This window comes from Legionella sp. (assembly GCF_047605385.1).
Taxonomy (GTDB): domain Bacteria; phylum Pseudomonadota; class Gammaproteobacteria; order Legionellales; family Legionellaceae; genus Legionella.
The window spans coordinates 36,900-51,997 of sequence record NZ_JASGFU010000017.1 but is presented as its reverse complement, the minus strand read 5'-3'; the positions used below and the strand labels follow the sequence as shown (position 1 = coordinate 51,997).

The following is a 15,098-nucleotide window of genomic DNA, read 5'->3' as shown; positions in this document are numbered from 1 at the left end:
TGCTACGATTGCTGGCTAATGACAGTGGGAAACTGCCGGTTAAATATTGTTTTGCATCGTTCAACTCTTGGTCACTTGGGCCATTTTCAATGTAGTTGTGTAACACATTTTGAATAACATCCAAAGCTTTAGGAGCTTGTTCATTGTGCGTAGACAAACTGATTAGAAACGGCCCTTCGCCAGGCATAGGAGCAAATTGACTGTCCACACCATAAGTCAAGCCACGTTTTTCGCGTACTTCAACAGCTAAACGCGAAACTAAAGAGCCGCCACCTAAAATATAATTACCTACCATTAAGGGAAAGTAATCAGAATTATGATGATCAATACCTAACTGACCAAGACGAATCATCGTTTGTGATGATGGGAATGGGGTATTAAGCGTTTCTGCTTTTGCCAATTGATGCGCCTGCATCACTGGGATTGCTTTTTCTCCCTTAGGTAATTCTTTGGTGAGCTTGTCAGCGAGCTGATGTGCTGTTTGACTGTTAATGTCGCCTACCAGAACTAAAACTGCATTATTAGCAATATAATAGCGATGGTAAAAATCCAGTAACTGTTGTTTACTGATGGTTTTTAATGTTTCTTTGGTGCCGTTTACCGGATGTGCATAGGGGTGATCCTGATATAAAGCTTGGAAAAAGTTAAGATCAGCCACTTCTTCCGGAGATTCTTTACTTTGTTCAATGGACATCAGCAATTGTTGTTTTTCACGATTAAAGGCGTCATCGGGAAAATCGGGATGATTGATAATCTGAGCAAGAGTGGTAGTGGATTGAGCCAAGGCTTCTTTAGTGACTAAAGTTCTTAGATTTAAAACGACCATATCTCGGCTGTTATCGATGTTAAATTGCGCGCCAGTATCTGCCAAAGAATCTGCAATTGCAGAAGCATCAAGACCTGCATTGCCTTGGTTTATTAAGCGACTAGTTAATGCGCTCAAACCATATTGCTTGCCATCATAGGAGGAGCCGGCAGCAAAAGCTAAGCTAATATCGAGCATAGGGACTTCTGGTGCAGGGTAAAAGATTACTTGTACACCATTGGCGGTGTGCCATTTTTCTGTTTTAAAAGTATAGGCCATCACTGTTTGTGAGAGACTAAGTGCGAGTGCCATTAGGCAGGTACTAAAAATTCTCATGGTTTTACCTTCGGTTGCGATTCAGGTTCTAATTCGGCTACCGTCATATTTTTTTCTTGGAAGTAGCGTTGTGCAGTTTGTTGTATTTGCTCTGCAGTAATTGAGTTGATAGCTTGAGTATATTCCTGCGCTTTTTTCCATCCTAGACCAACGGTTTCTAATAAGCCTAATTCATTGGCTTGGCCAAAAATGGAATCTTTTTCATAAATCTTTTGCGCAATAATTTGGTTTTTAACGCGCTGTAATTCTTTTTCGCTGACCGGATTTTTTTTCAAGTCATTCAATTCGTTAACTAAAGATTTTTCTAAGTTATGGATATTTTGATCTTCTGTGGGGGCGCCATAAACAATAAATTGCGTTTGATAGCGGGTGTATAGATTGTAATAAGTGCTGGCCCCATTAGCAATATGCTTGCCACGAATCAAATTTTTCGCAAAACGAGAGCTGTCACCCGCATCAAGAATACCGGCAATAAGCTCTAGTGCATAAGGCTCATAAGTTTTTTGGGCAGTGTTTAACCCTGGGACAGTATATCCTAGCACCACAATAGGCAATTTCGCATTGCTTTGCACATGCACTATTTTTTTCCCTAATCCTGGTGGTTCTAATTGCTGTTTTCGCTCAGGAATTAATTTCTTGGGAAGATCACCAAAGTATTGCGATGCTAAATGATGTACTGCGTCACTTTGAACATCACCAACAACTACAAGAGTTGCATTATTAGGTGCATAATAGGTTTCATACCATTTTTTAACGTCATCAACAGTCATTTGTTGCAGATCACTCATCCAGCCAATAACGGGATGACTATAAGGAGCAGATAAATGCGCTGTTGCTAGGAAGCGCTCAAAGGCTAACGCTTGCGGATTATCGTCTGTACGTAAGCGACGTTCTTCTTGAATAACCTTAATTTCTTTAGCAAACTCATTGGGATCCAGCAGTAAATTGTTCATTCGATCTGCTTCCAGTTTGAAGCTAGTTGCTAGCTGTGATGCTGCTGTTTTTTCAAAAAAAGCGGTATAATCGTTATTGGTAAATGCATTCGATTGGCCACCAATTGTAGCAATGGTTTTGGAAAAAACACCTAAAGGATAATTTTTGGTTCCTTTAAACATTAAATGCTCAATAGCATGGGATACGCCAGTAATGCCACCTGGCTCATCAGCAGAACCTACATGATACCAAATCATGGAAACGACAATAGGAGCACGATGATCTTCTTTGACCAATATTTTTAATCCATTATTCAAGGTATACTCTTGAACTTGGCTGAAGGTCTGGCAAGATAGTACCATTAATAAAGCGATGATTATTTTGCGCACAAATTAACCTCAAAGCAAAAAAGATGATAGAATTTCACATTTTTTAGGATTTGTACACTAACATGATTAAATGGTTTAAACGAAGCCGCGATGAAACCCAAACTAAAAATGATAACCCAGAGACTATTATAGCACCTTTATCTGAGAGTGCAGAACCTGCGATAGTTGAATCAGTGGTTGAAACGGCAAAAGAAGGCATTTTTGCTCGTTTTCGCAAGGGATTAAGCAAAACCCGCCACCAATTAGGAGATGGCATTGGTCGCTTACTATTGGGTAAGAAAGAGATCAGTCAAGAGCTATTTGATGAATTAGAGGCCCTCCTGATTACTGCAGATTTAGGCATTGACACAACGCAAGCGATACTTAAAGAATTAGCCGAAGGATTAGAGCGCAAACAGCTCACTAACGGGGATGCTGTTTATAAGGCACTTAAAGAAAAATTACAGGCTATTTTAAATAAAAATAATTATCCTTTGACTTTGGAAACCGAAGATCATTCACCTTTTGTTATTTTAATGGTTGGAGTTAATGGTGCAGGTAAAACCACCACCATAGGCAAATTAGCCAAGCAATTTCAACAACAAGATAAAAAGGTAATGTTGGCTGCTGGTGATACTTTTAGAGCAGCAGCAGTGGAACAACTGCAAATTTGGGGTGAGCGTAATAATATCCCGGTGATTGCCCAGCAAACAGGCGCAGACAGTGCTTCTGTAGTGTTTGATGCTTTGCAAGCGGCTAAAGCACGTAAGATTGATGTTTTGATTGCAGATACGGCCGGGCGTTTACATACGCAAGACAATTTAATGGATGAATTAAAGAAAGTGAAACGTGTGTTACAGAAGCTGTCAGTGGCTGCACCTCATGAAACAATGTTGGTTTTAGATGCAAGTATTGGACAAAATGCATTGGTTCAGGCACGCGAATTTCACGAAGCAATCGGTGTCACGGGTGTGACCATGACTAAGTTAGATGGTACAGCAAAAGGTGGAATTTTATTTGCCATTGCGAATGAATTAGGAATACCGTTTCGTTATCTAGGGATTGGTGAAGGAATAGAAGACTTACGTCCTTTTAATACTGAACAATTTGTGGGTGCCTTATTTGATGATCACATTTGAGCAGGTAAGCAAACGTTATCCTGGAGGCTTTGAAGCCTTGAGTAATGTTAATTTCTCTATGCAAAAAGGAGAAATGGTTTTTCTTACAGGGCATTCTGGAGCAGGTAAAAGTACCTTATTAAAATTAATCGCCTTGCTTGAGTGGCCTACTTCAGGACGAGTTGTCGTCAATGGTGTGCGTCTTAACCAGTTAAAGCAACGTGATGTAGCTGTACATCGTAGTCAATTAGGCATTACGTTCCAATCACCTTATTTGCTTAATGATCGTAGTGTTTTTGATAATGTCGCTTTGCCTTTACACATTCATGGAACTCATTATCCAATGATTGCAAAACGAGTGCATGCCGCATTGGATATGGTTGGTTTATTAAATAAAGAAAAAATGTTGCCTTCTCATTTATCAGGTGGTGAACAGCAACGTGTAGGAATTGCACGTGCAGTTGTACATAAGCCTGTGTTGTTGCTTGCTGATGAGCCAACAGGGAATTTAGATCCCAAATTATCTAGTGAAATCATGTCCCTTTTTGAGCAATTTAATCAAGTTGGCGTAAGTGTTCTTGTTGCCACTCATGATTTGCCGCTAATTGCACGTATGAAACATCGCATTGTTATGCTCAAAGGAGGTCGGTTAGTATGTTAAAAAAATGGCATTCACTTTTGGCTTTTCACCTCCAGGCAGCTACTCAGAGCTTCAATTATTTATGTAATCGACCTTTGGCGACCTTAATGACTTCTATTGTTATTGCCATTGCATTGGCATTACCCGCATTGTTTTGGGTCTTTAGCGATAATATTCATAAATTAACGGCTGACTGGCAGCGTGGTGGGTATATTTCCTTGTACTTAAAGGTTAATTTGGCTGATGCACAGCAGCAAAAAATAGTGCAACGTATCCGTGAAACAGAAGGTGTTGCCCAAGCTTCTTTAAAATCGGCAGCAGAAGGCTTATCGGAGCTAACGCAACAAGAAGGCATGCAAGACATTATGCAACATTTACCAGAAAATCCTTTACCAGCGGTGATTCATGTTGTTCCCGCGCTCAATATAGATTCGCCAGCGAAATTAGATTTATTATCAAGACAATTACAATCCATACCTGAAGTTGAACAGGCAAAAGTGGATATGGAATGGATTCGTCGTTTAGATGCAATTTTAGGTTTTGCAACTAATTTTGCCAATGCGTTATTGGCGTTATTAGCGTTAGCGGTAATTTTAATTATAGGTACTACCTTACGTTTAGCGTTACATAGCCGCCATGAAGAGATTCAGGTATTAAAATTGATTGGCGCTAAAGACCCCTTTATTTTGAGGCCTTTTTTATATTCAGGTGTTTGGTATGGTGTGATTGGGGCGATTTTTGCCGTGTTCTTAGTGAATATTTTTATTTTAAGTTTAGGTATGGCGGTTAATCAATTGGTAACTGTTTATCAAATACACTACTCGTTAAATTTATTATCGATAAGACAGGTGTTGATACTTATTATTTTTGCTATTATACTTGGCTTGATAGGGGCTCGTTTATCCGTTAAACGCCAGTTGGCCTCTATGGAGCCACATTTATAGTTTTTTTCAGATCTTATGACTAGAGGAAGTAGTATGAGTCAGCAATTGCAACTTACAGCAATAAATTTACCTATTGGTAGCCTTGATGCGTATATTCATAGGGTTAATCAAATTCCTATGTTAACGTTAGAGGAGGAACTCTCTTGCGCAGAACGTTTTCATTTGGAAGGAGACCTTGAAGCCGCACGCCGCTTGGTTCTTGCTCATTTACGTTATGTTGTTCGTGTCGCTCGTGGTTATATGGGCTATGGTCTACCATTAAATGATTTAATCCAAGAAGGTAATATTGGCTTGATGAAAGCAGTAAAACGCTTTGATCCTAAGATGGGAGTGCGTTTGGTCTCTTTTGCGGTACATTGGATTAAAGCAGAAATTCATGAGTTTGTGTTACGCAATTGGCGTATTGTTAAAGTTGCCACGACTAAGGCTCAGCGTAAATTATTTTTTAACCTTCGCCAAATGAAAAATCGTTTGGGTTGGTATACTAAAGAAGAAGTTGCTGCGGTTGCTGAAGATTTAGGTGTCAGTACTGAAGATGTGCTCCTGATGGAACAACGCATGAATGCGATGGACACCGCGTTTGATGCATCGGATGATGACAGTGATGATTTTCATATCGCTCCAGAGCGTTACTTATTTAATCCTGACGATGATCCAGCGGCGACAATCGAAAAAGAAAGAGTGGGCGATCAAGGACGTGAAAAGCTATTTTTGGCTTTAGAGCAGCTTGATGAACGTAGCCAGGATATTTTGCAACAGCGATGGTTGGCAGACAACAAGCTGACTTTATATGATTTAGCAGATAAATACGGTATATCTGCGGAGCGCGTTCGTCAGCTTGAAAAAAATGCGATGAAAAAGCTTCGTCAATTTATTGAAGCTTAAATACCGGTTTATGCTAACAAGGTAAAACTAAGGCTTATTCTAAAAAATCACAGACGATATGTTCCACACGTTCATCCATGAGTACACTGACATGATCTGCATCAGGCAAAATGCGTAAGTCAGCATTTTGATAAGTTCTGCAAAAGCGAATGGACTCGCGTGTATTTACCGTTTTATCTAATTCACCATGAACGCATAAAAAAGGAATATTAGGTGTTTGTGAAACGAAATGATTCAATTGCACCCGGTTTAAATCAATTTTAGCTTGTCCTTGTATGAGATGACGTAAGAGTAAATATCCATTACCACTTAATCTAAGTTTTTTCGCCATATGGTTTACTGGACTACGCATTTGAGTAGGGGAGGCAATTAATACTGCACGCTCAGGTTTATGGTTTAAGCGCCATTCAGGTAATTGTCCTGCCAAATTTAAGGTATTTAATAGCATGGAACCACCAAAGGAATGGCCAATAACTCCATAGAAGGGGCCGTAATGGTTAAGCGTTTTATTGATGACTGCTATTGCATCAGTCCAGGGTAATTGTAATCCTTTGGCCTCACCATGGGCAGGGAAATCCAAAGCATAGACTTCATAACCTTTAAGATGTAATGCATTAATAAAGCGTACCATATAAGCTGCACGTGACATCCAGCCATGAGTAATCAGAATTTTTTTATTTTTCATCTTGGTTTCGGGAACAAAATGATGCAATACATGGTGACGAGGAACATGCTCCTGAATAGCTTCTGTACGTTTTTCTTCCATAATGGAACATGCTAATCGTGCAAAATGGCGATATTCTTTTTCAATTGGTAAATGAATGGGTGTAATAAAAACCTGATAACAGAACTGCGCATGAAGTATATCTCTTACTTGAGCTAATGAATCAGTTATCATGATGTCTATTCCTTTAGTGTTTATTTTTAGTTTAGACCAATTTTTTAGTACGCAAGGAAGAAAAGTATGAATAAATTGATTAAGTTACTGTTCTAAAGTATTGGACATTTACATGGATTAACCTAGACTATCCATATCATTTATTTCAGGGATAAGATATGCATACCTCAAATCATATTTATCAACAAGGCGATCATGAATTACATGGTTTTCTAACCTATAACACAAGCACTAAAGAACCTCGTCCAGCAGTGATTGTGACTCATGATTGGTCGGGACGAGGGGAATTCGCATGCCAGAAAGCTACAATGCTTGCAGAAATGGGGTATATTGGTTTTGCGCTGGATATGTATGGAAAGGCTCATACTGCAATTACGACTGAAGAAAAATCAGCCTTAATCCAGCCTTTTTTTGCAGATCAAGCGATGCTTCGTGCACGTGTTACTGCTGCCTTCGATGCAGTGCGTTCTTTACCTGAAGTAGATAAAAATCGAATTGCAATTATTGGCTTTTGTTTTGGTGGCTTATGCGCCCTGGAATTAGCACGTTCTGGAGCAGATATTAAAGGTGCTGTAAGCTTCCATGGTTTATTGCATAAAACTGGCTCAATGAAGTCTGGAGCGATTAAAGCCAAAATCTTAGTGTTGCATGGTTATGATGATCCTCTGGCTAAGCCTGATGTAGTTCATGAGTTTTGTCAGGAAATGACTGAAGCACAAGTGGACAGGCAAGTACATATGTATGGCTTGGTACAACATTCGTTTACGAACCCACAAGCGCATGATATTCAATCAGGTTTAATTTATAATGAAATAGCTGCTAAACGTTCTTGGCAGGCAATGACTAATTTCTTGCAAGAAATATTTGTTTAGGTAGTCGATTGTCGTTAAAGAAAGAATTATAATCGCCGCAGAAATTGGCTCTGCGGTTGAGTTTTTTGTAATTCTTTTACTATTTGCCATAAATATAATATATTTAATCATACGATCTAACAGCTTCTTTTTAAAAATAAACAATAAAATAAATAATAATGTAAAAAACGATGCAATTAGTAGGAGCAAGCCAACTGTGAGTTTTTCATCCGGTGATAACACTATGTATTTGCATCAATTTTTTGAGCGGGCAGCTGATAACTGGCCCAGTAATATTGCTTTGGTTTGTGATAATGTATTTATTTCTTACCAAGAATTAGAATGTCGTGCTAATCAGCTAGCTCACTATCTTCAAGGCCAAAATATTAACCAGAACAGTATTGTCGGGATCCTTTTAGAGCGTTCTGTAGAGTGCTATGTAGCTATTTTAGCGACTCTTAAAGCTGGGGCGGCTTATGTGCCAATTGAGGTAGATTATCCGGAAGAACGGATTAATTATATTTTTTCTGATCTTCCTTTAAATGCGGTTTTGACTTCTTCGAGTCAATTAGCGCACAAAAAACTGGCATGGCCACAGGCTTTTGCTCTTGATCTTTTGAGTGAAGAAATTTCGCAACAGTCTACTAAACGTCTCATATTCGATAATCATGAGCAAGATGGTGATAAGCTCTGTTATGTTATCTACACTTCAGGTTCCACAGGTCAGCCCAAAGGTGTAGAAATTCCCCAAAGAAGTATTTGTCATTACGTGAGCGAAGCATCCAGGCTTTATGAGATGACTAGCGAGGATCGCGTTTATCAGGGATTTTCTTTAGCTTTTGATGCCTCACTTGAAGAGTTGTGGATGGCTTTTGCCAATGGAGCAAGTTTAATCGCATGCACTTCAAAAGAAGTTCGTTCTGGCTTAGGATTAGTTTCTTTTTTACAACAGCATCAAATTAGCGTTTTTTCCACAGTCCCTACGCTCTTATCCACTTTGGAAGGGGCGTTGCCTGCTTTGCGTTTGCTCGTCTTAGGTGGAGAAATATGCCCTGCTCGATTGGTAAAACAATGGAGTCGTAAGGGCTTACGTATTGTTAATACTTACGGTCCTACTGAAGCTACGGTCATTGCGACTTATGCAGAATGTTATCCTGACAAAGAAGTCACTATTGGTCAACCGTTACCTGGTTATGAAGTCTTAATTTTAAATGAGCAGTTACAAGAGGTAGAACCAGGGCAAGAAGGTGAGTTATGTATTGGTGGTCTGGCTTTGGCTCGTGGTTATGTGAACCGTCCAGAAGCCACTGCAGAAAAATTTATTGTTCATCTTGTCAATAAAAATCAACGCTTATATCGTACAGGAGACTTGGCTTCCAGAGCAGAGAATGGTGATTTACGTTTTGCAGGACGAGTTGATGATCAAGTCAAATTACGTGGATTTCGTATTGAATTAAATGAAATTGAAAACGTTATGATGCAGTTTGCAGGAATAAAGCAAGCTGTAGCTTCCGTACAAACTTTGGAGCAACCTACTTTAGTCGCTTATGTAGTTTTGGAGGAAGCCAAAGTCTTTAATGTGAATGAGCTTAAAACTTTTTTACGGGCCAATTTACCCGATTATATGCTTCCTGCCCTGATTGAAACTTTGGAATCGTTTCCAGTTTTATCTAGTGGTAAGGTAAACCGGAAGGCGTTACCTAAACCCACATTAACAAAAACAGAAAAGGCTTATGTTAAGCCTCAATCTGAATTGGCAAAAGAAATTTCTCGCGTTTGGGAAAAAGTTTTAGATTATCCGCAAATTTCTATAGACGCAGATTTTTTCTACGATTTAGGTGGTCACTCGTTGCTTGCAGCCAAAGCCATTTCTAACTTAAGAAAGATCCCGGCGTTAAAAAATATTTCCATTTTAGATCTCTATAAAAATCCTACAATTGAGCAATTAGAGCAAAAATTTAAACTTTTAAATGCCAATCATATGGAAGAAGAGCCAGTCAATAAGCCAAAATATCGTGCGCCACAGTGGAAATATTATCTTTGTGGTGTAGGACAATTTTTTGGTTGCTTATTACAATATGCAGTAGGTACTTTACAATTGTTAGCTGTAGTCTTGTGCTACAGCTGGATTACCTCTGAATATTCAATTATTTCTCGCGAATCACAACTCGCATTTTTAGGCTTATTTTTATCGTTACCTATCATTTCTTTGTTGATTACAGTAGGGCTGAAATGGATCTTGTTAGGGCGTGTGAAGCCGGGTGAATATCCGCTTTGGGGCTGGTTTTATTTTCGTTGGTGGTTGGTACAGCGCTTACAAAAGAACCTATTTTTAGCTAAGTTTTTAGTAGGATCGCCGCTTGCGAATATTTATTATAAGCTTTTGGGTGCAAGAATTGGAAAGAATTGCTATTTAGGTTCGATGCAAATTGCAACGCCTGATTTGTTAAATATAGGGGATAATACATCGATTGGCACCGACAGTCGCCTTTATGGTTATACCGTTGAAGATGGCTGGCTAAAAATTGGTACGATTGATATTGGTAATAATTGCTATATTGGTTCAAGAGCAGTTGTTGGTTTTAATACCGTGATTGAAGATAATGCGGTGCTTGATGAGATGTCGATGTTACCTGCGCAAGGCTTTATTCCTCATGGTACTTATTTTGCTGGTTCTCCTGCGATTCCAGGTATTCTACCAGCTGACCATGTCACTCGAAATAAAGTAAAGCCAAGTAATTCATCCCTAATCGAAAATACGCTGTTTGGCATTTTGCATTACTTGGGTGTCGTATTTGTCATGGTAATGTTTTATTTATGCTTTATTCCTGGCATTTCTTTGGTGACTTATTATTATGATCAAAATCGTTATTTTACCACCATGTTTTTCGCAATACCTTTAGGTTCAGTACTCTTTTTAAGTCTTTATTATTTATGCATTATTGTTTGTAAAAGATTACTTATGGATAAGATAAAACCTGGCCAATACACATTGAAAAGTTTTTACTATTTACGCCATTGGATCATTGTGAAAATGCTTGATAGCGATGAGATTTCAATTATGGCAGATACACTTTATCTGCCTGCATTTTTACGTCTGCTTGGTGCTAAATTGGGTAAAGGCGTAGAAATGGGTGAAACACCGCATATTATTCCTGATTTAGTAACTATTGAAGAAGGAGGATTTACCGCAAGCTCAGTGGCACTCGCTTGGCCTTTGGTACATCAAGGCATGATTACGTTTGCTCCAGTTACTATTGGCCGTAGAGGGTTTGTTGGTAATGTGAGTTTATTATCTTCAGGAAAAGCAATTGGTGAAAGTGCATTATTGGGATGTTTGTCGGTTACACCTCCTGGAGATAAGGCAACTGAACCAAATTCAGCTTGGTTAGGTTCACCTGCGGTTTATTTACCTAAACGGGAATTATTTGTTGGTTTTTCGGATAAAGATACTTTTTATCCCTCCAAGAAACTGTTTCTCACGCGTTTAGCAATTGAATTTTTCAGGATTCTCTTACCAACGGCTTTTTCCTTGATTGTTTTATTTAACATGCTCTATGTGTTGGATTACATGTTAAATAATTACTCATGGCTTGCAACAGCATTGGTATTGCCTGTTTCAGAGCTCTTTTTTACCGTGTGCTTAATTGGGGTATTAGTTGGCTTAAAGTGGATTTTACTCGGTAAGCTAAAACCATTAACCAAACCCATTTGGGATCCATTTATTTGGAAAAATGATGTAATTGAGTATTCCTATAACTATTATACTAATCCGCATTTCACGAATAAAGTTTTGGGTACGCCATTTGCATTGTGGGTTCATCGTTGCTTGGGAACTAAAGCTGGGAAACGTGTATTCACTGACAGTGCCGAATTTTCCGAATTTGATTTAATTACTATTGGTGATGATGTCTGTATTAATGCAGAAACAATCATTCAAACGCACCTTTATGAAGATCGTATCTTCAAAGTATCTAATGTGATCATTAATTCAGGATGTAATGTAGGTGTTGGCTCAATAGTCCTTTACAACACGGTAATGGAAGAAAATTCTGCCTTAGGTAGTCTTTCATTATTAATGAAGGGAGAATGTTTGCCTGAAAACACGCAATGGGCCGGTATCCCTGCACAATCTACGTTACTCTGCTCAAGCTATCTACAAGCTCCCCAAGCAGTCGTTGCTGAAGCAGTTGCTGCGGCTACTGCTGTTCCGGAACTATCATAAAACCTATAGATGCTACCAAAGAAAAAACTTTTCAAACAAGAACTTGCTTGACTACCAACAGGTTCTTGTTTAGTTTTGTCATTCACGTTCACTTTAGTTTTAATAAAAATCTAAAAGTATATTTTATATTAAATATGTTTATTTAATTTACACTTAATGATAGAGATAGTATAATTACCAAATTTCATTGAATAACTTGAATTTTGCCATGTATTTTTTTTCAGACGCTAAAAACTCTCGTAATGCAACAGCATATTCTGCAACTTTATACGACTTACAGAACCTATTAAAAAGCAGTTTTGTCATTGGCGAACGTCATTTTGATATTACACCTAAAAAGTTTTTAATCTTAAACATGGCTGCTTTAAAAGAGGCAGGTTTTACAACTTTATTTTTAGAGGGATTACCAACTACCATTCAAGAAAAACTCGATAGATTTATCTCAAGTAATGACGTTGAGCTGGATCCTGAAGTGCAAATAATATTAACCGAAATGGACCAATGCCTGCCGCTGCAACAAATTAGAGATAAAATATTAGAAGGTATGGATGAAGATTCGGAACATTGGCCATTAAAAAACTTCCGTAAGGAGTTAATCCTTAATGCAAAGCACATAGATCAAAATATGAAAACAATCTGTGATAAGGTAGAAAAAGATTTAATCCGTGCCAGTAAAATAGTTCGTCTTCATAGAGAAGAAAAAGAAGGGAAAGTATCCCCCTTAATTAAGCAGGTACAAGACAATAATTATACTCAAGTTGTTTTAGCTGCTAAAAAGAATGGAATAAGAATTATTGCCATGGACAGTCAAGAAATGCTACAAGAGGGTTCATCCATATTCAAGTCTTCTCTTTATATAGATCGAGGAGGTTTTGTAAATAAAAGAGTAAAAGAAGGTAATGCTTTTTTTTCTTCTGTTATTGAAAATAATCTACCTATAATTGGAGAAAAGTGGGTTGCGCTAATGGGAGAAGAGCATGCCAAAAATTCAGAACATCAAGGCATAGCTCAGCGGTTTAATGTAGGCTCGCTTTATTTTAAAACCTTTCTTAACGAGCAGCGTTGGTTAATCGAGCGTGTAGATAATTCTTTTTCGTCAACAGCCAAAAAAGCTGCTCATTTTTGTATTATCACAACATCTCAATATGATGTGCCTAGGTTTTGCTTATCCTTTCTACAAGAAATGAAATATAAAATGAGCAATTTAAGTTTAAGCAGCGCAATTGGTAGTTCCTTATTATATTTAGGAGAAAATTTATCCCACAGTAAAATTTACAATAAATTTTTTTTAATGTTCTGTGCTATTGATAATTTCCTCTTTCGGTCAAACTTTATGAAGCATCTTGATCAAGTAATCATCGAAAAGTTTCTTTCGAAAGGTAGTGTTGATGATTTACAAGATACTGGTTTGTCTCAAAGATAAGTTGAACAAAGTATCTAATGAACTGAGGGGGAACATATTAAATATGTTCTCCCCTGAATATGGTACAATAATTACACAGTTTCTTTAAGAGTTATAAAATAATTATCAATAAGACGAATTTCACCAATTTTCACCGCTGCAAAACGTCGTTCTTGATATTCTGCAATATATTCTACGTTAATGCCTTGAGCAGTAAGCTCCATTTTAATTTGTTCACTGCTTTTATCATGCTGTTGAAATATTTGCGCAAAAACTACAGCTAAAGCTTTTTGCTCTTGATTCAAGCGATTATTTCGTGAGCTGTAAGCTAATCCACTTGGTTCACGAATAATTGGGCAGGCAATGATTTGTATATTCATAAAAAATGCATGCACCATCTCGCGAATGAGTAAATATTGTTGATAATCTTTTTCACCAAAGTAAGCCCGATGAGGTTTCGTTAAATTTAATAACTTCATTACTACTGTTAATACTCCATTAAAATGCCCGGGACGGTGGGCTCCTTCCATTAATTGACAAAGTTGTTGTTCCTGTATTTGATAATTGTATTGATCCGGATACATTGCTTTGTCCGTCGGTAAAATACAAAAATCAACGCCAATTTCTTCCATTAACTGTAAATCTGTTTCTAAAGTGCGAGGATAGTGTTTGAAGTCATCTGCTTGATTAAACTGAGTGGGATTTACAAATAAACTAGAGATTGTAAATTGATTCTCTTTTTTACTTGCTAAAAACAGTGAAGCATGTCCGGCATGCAGATTGCCCATAGTTGGAGCAAAACCTAAGGATGCATCAACAGGTAAATTTTTACGAAAATGCATCCATTCGTTGAGATCATGGAAAACGCGCACAAATAACTCCTGATAATTAAAATGTATATTCTGGTGTTGGAAAGCTTACTTGATGCACTTGTTGAGCATAATTATTGATTGCACCAAGCAAAACTTCTTTGCCTTGGACATAACGCTTTACAAATTTAGGATTAAAGCTAGTTTGCAAACCAAGCATGTCATGCCATACCAACACTTGACCATCTGTGTATGGCCCTGCACCAATACCGATGGTGGGGATGCTTAGGACATTGGTGATTGCTTGTGCCACATGCTGAGGAACACACTCAATAACCAAAGCACAACAGCCTGCGTGTTCAAGTTGTTTTGCTTGTTGCAATAAAAGATCAGCTTGTTCTTGGCTTTTACCCTGAACTTTAAAGCCGCCTAATTGATGAATTGATTGTGGAGTTAAGCCAATATGCCCAATAATTGGAACACCAGCGCTAACTAAATAGGCTATGGTTTGACACGTATTGGCATCACCACCTTCTATTTTGATGGCTTGTGCACCAGCACATAACAGACTTCGCACGTTCTCAACAGTGTTCTCTAAAGCGATTTTATGGCTTAGAAAAGGTAAATCAGTAATCAAAAATTGTTGTTTTAAACCACGAGCTACTGCTTTTGTATGTAAAATCATCATGTCCATGGTTGCAGTAATCGTGGTGTCATGCCCATGAACTGCCATCGCCACCGAATCACCCACTAGCACACAATCTATATTGGATTCGGCAATAGTGCAAGCAGATGGATAATCATAGCAAGTCAGCATGGCAATTTTTTGCTGCTCTTGTTTTTTACGTTTAAAATCATGAACGTTCATGCTGCACTCCTTAATG

12 protein-coding genes are annotated in these 15,098 nt (G+C 38.1%); 7 read left to right on the top strand and 5 right to left on the bottom strand.

Going from position 1 to position 15,098, the window contains the following annotated elements; all coding sequences use genetic code 11:
* Both QM652_RS05910 and QM652_RS05905 read right to left on the bottom strand, forming a co-directional pair.
* Positions 1-1,141, bottom strand: a 1,141-nt coding sequence (locus QM652_RS05910) for a M16 family metallopeptidase (RefSeq protein ID WP_415073796.1), incomplete at its 3' end; no start/stop codon positions are given.
* On the bottom strand, positions 1,138-2,463 hold the full coding sequence (locus QM652_RS05905) for a M16 family metallopeptidase (protein WP_415073795.1): 1,326 nt from the start codon (positions 2,461-2,463) through the stop codon (positions 1,138-1,140). The genes QM652_RS05910 and QM652_RS05905, both read right to left, overlap by 4 nt.
* 62 nt (positions 2,464-2,525) lie before the next feature.
* On the opposite strand from QM652_RS05905, the gene ftsY reads away from it, so the two are divergent.
* The 4 genes from ftsY to rpoH are packed head-to-tail and all read left to right on the top strand — an operon-like array spanning position 2,526 to position 6,029.
* Entirely contained in the window at positions 2,526-3,581 is a 1,056-nt protein-coding gene (gene ftsY / locus QM652_RS05900) for a signal recognition particle-docking protein FtsY (protein ID WP_415073794.1), read from the top strand.
* Entirely contained in the window at positions 3,568-4,221 is a 654-nt protein-coding gene (gene ftsE, locus QM652_RS05895; RefSeq protein WP_415073799.1) for a cell division ATP-binding protein FtsE, read from the top strand. The genes ftsY and ftsE overlap by 14 nt, the downstream gene beginning before the upstream one ends.
* Entirely contained in the window at positions 4,215-5,144 is a 930-nt protein-coding gene (gene ftsX / locus QM652_RS05890; RefSeq protein ID WP_415073793.1) for a permease-like cell division protein FtsX, read from the top strand. Before ftsE ends, ftsX begins: the two co-directional genes overlap by 7 nt.
* Positions 5,145-5,177: 33 nt before the next feature.
* The gene (gene rpoH, locus QM652_RS05885; protein ID WP_415073792.1) at positions 5,178-6,029 is read left to right on the top strand and encodes an RNA polymerase sigma factor RpoH; all 852 of its coding nucleotides are present in this window, start codon (positions 5,178-5,180) and stop codon (positions 6,027-6,029) included.
* A gap of 34 nt (positions 6,030-6,063) precedes the next feature.
* Here the strand turns inward: rpoH and QM652_RS05880 are convergent, their stop codons facing one another.
* Positions 6,064-6,927, bottom strand: coding sequence for an alpha/beta hydrolase (locus QM652_RS05880; RefSeq protein WP_415073791.1), 864 nt, complete (start codon positions 6,925-6,927; stop codon positions 6,064-6,066).
* A gap of 158 nt (positions 6,928-7,085) precedes the next feature.
* Here QM652_RS05880 and QM652_RS05875 point away from each other — a divergent pair, with 158 nt between their 5' ends.
* The 3 genes from QM652_RS05875 (at position 7,086) to QM652_RS05865 (ending at position 13,426) form a co-directional block, all read left to right on the top strand.
* Complete coding sequence (locus QM652_RS05875; protein ID WP_415073789.1) at positions 7,086-7,799, top strand: dienelactone hydrolase family protein; 714 nt, start codon at positions 7,086-7,088, stop codon at positions 7,797-7,799.
* Between the two features lie 196 nt (positions 7,800-7,995).
* Positions 7,996-12,003: a Pls/PosA family non-ribosomal peptide synthetase gene (locus QM652_RS05870; RefSeq protein WP_415073787.1), complete on the top strand. Its 4,008-nt coding sequence runs from the start codon at positions 7,996-7,998 to the stop codon at positions 12,001-12,003.
* 208 nt (positions 12,004-12,211) lie between these two features.
* A complete protein-coding gene (locus tag QM652_RS05865) occupies positions 12,212-13,426 on the top strand; it encodes a hypothetical protein (RefSeq protein WP_415073785.1) in 1,215 nt (404 codons plus the stop codon).
* A gap of 71 nt (positions 13,427-13,497) precedes the next feature.
* Here the strand turns inward: QM652_RS05865 and panC are convergent, their stop codons facing one another.
* Together panC and panB are read right to left on the bottom strand one after the other, a co-directional pair.
* Positions 13,498-14,277, bottom strand: coding sequence for a pantoate--beta-alanine ligase (gene panC, locus QM652_RS05860; RefSeq protein WP_415073783.1), 780 nt, complete (start codon positions 14,275-14,277; stop codon positions 13,498-13,500).
* Positions 14,278-14,293: 16 nt separating this feature from the next.
* Positions 14,294-15,082, bottom strand: coding sequence for a 3-methyl-2-oxobutanoate hydroxymethyltransferase (gene panB / locus QM652_RS05855; protein ID WP_415073781.1), 789 nt, complete (start codon positions 15,080-15,082; stop codon positions 14,294-14,296).
* Positions 15,083-15,098 lie beyond the last annotated feature (16 nt).

Excerpts from the sequence above, each read along its gene's own strand:
- ftsY (WP_415073794.1), top strand. The coding sequence starts at position 2,526 with ATGATTAAATGGTTTAAACGAAGCCGCGATGAAACCCAAACTAAAAAT.
- ftsE (WP_415073799.1), top strand. The coding sequence starts at position 3,568 with ATGATCACATTTGAGCAGGTAAGCAAACGTTATCCTGGAGGCTTTGAA.
- ftsX (WP_415073793.1), top strand. The coding sequence starts at position 4,215 with ATGTTAAAAAAATGGCATTCACTTTTGGCTTTTCACCTCCAGGCAGCT.
- rpoH (WP_415073792.1), top strand. The coding sequence starts at position 5,178 with ATGAGTCAGCAATTGCAACTTACAGCAATAAATTTACCTATTGGTAGC.
- QM652_RS05880 (WP_415073791.1), bottom strand. The coding sequence starts at position 6,927 with ATGATAACTGATTCATTAGCTCAAGTAAGAGATATACTTCATGCGCAG.
- QM652_RS05875 (WP_415073789.1), top strand. The coding sequence starts at position 7,086 with ATGCATACCTCAAATCATATTTATCAACAAGGCGATCATGAATTACAT.
- QM652_RS05865 (WP_415073785.1), top strand. The coding sequence starts at position 12,212 with ATGTATTTTTTTTCAGACGCTAAAAACTCTCGTAATGCAACAGCATAT.
- panB (WP_415073781.1), bottom strand. The coding sequence starts at position 15,082 with ATGAACGTTCATGATTTTAAACGTAAAAAACAAGAGCAGCAAAAAATT.